Genomic DNA, 260 nt, shown 5'->3' on the forward strand with positions numbered 1-260 from the left:
GGTGACCGCGTCGATGGCCACAGCCGGGTTGTCGGGGGCCGTCCCGCAGTCCTCATCGATGACGGCGCGGGTCATGCGTATCCCGCTGTCCGAGGGAAAATCCGGTTCGCCATTCGGCACTTCGATGCCGATACTGGTCTCGCCGTCGGACAGGGTCCGCGACAGGTCGTGATCCACGAATTGTCCCCAGGCGTACATCATGCCGGAAACGCCTTCCCGGTTTCCGCCGCTGGGGTCACCCTCCCCGACGACGACGTTGC

Annotated in this window: 1 protein-coding gene; it reads right to left on the reverse strand. The window is 65.8% G+C overall.

What is annotated here, in order from left to right; translation table 11 throughout:
• On the reverse strand, positions 1-201 hold a 201-nt coding region (locus tag SB659_RS19865; protein WP_410551660.1), incomplete at its 3' end, for a hypothetical protein.
• Positions 202-260: the final 59 nt, after the last annotated feature.

The sequence above is a fragment of the Arthrobacter sp. SIMBA_036 genome (assembly GCF_046535135.1).
Lineage (GTDB): Bacteria > Actinomycetota > Actinomycetes > Actinomycetales > Micrococcaceae > Arthrobacter.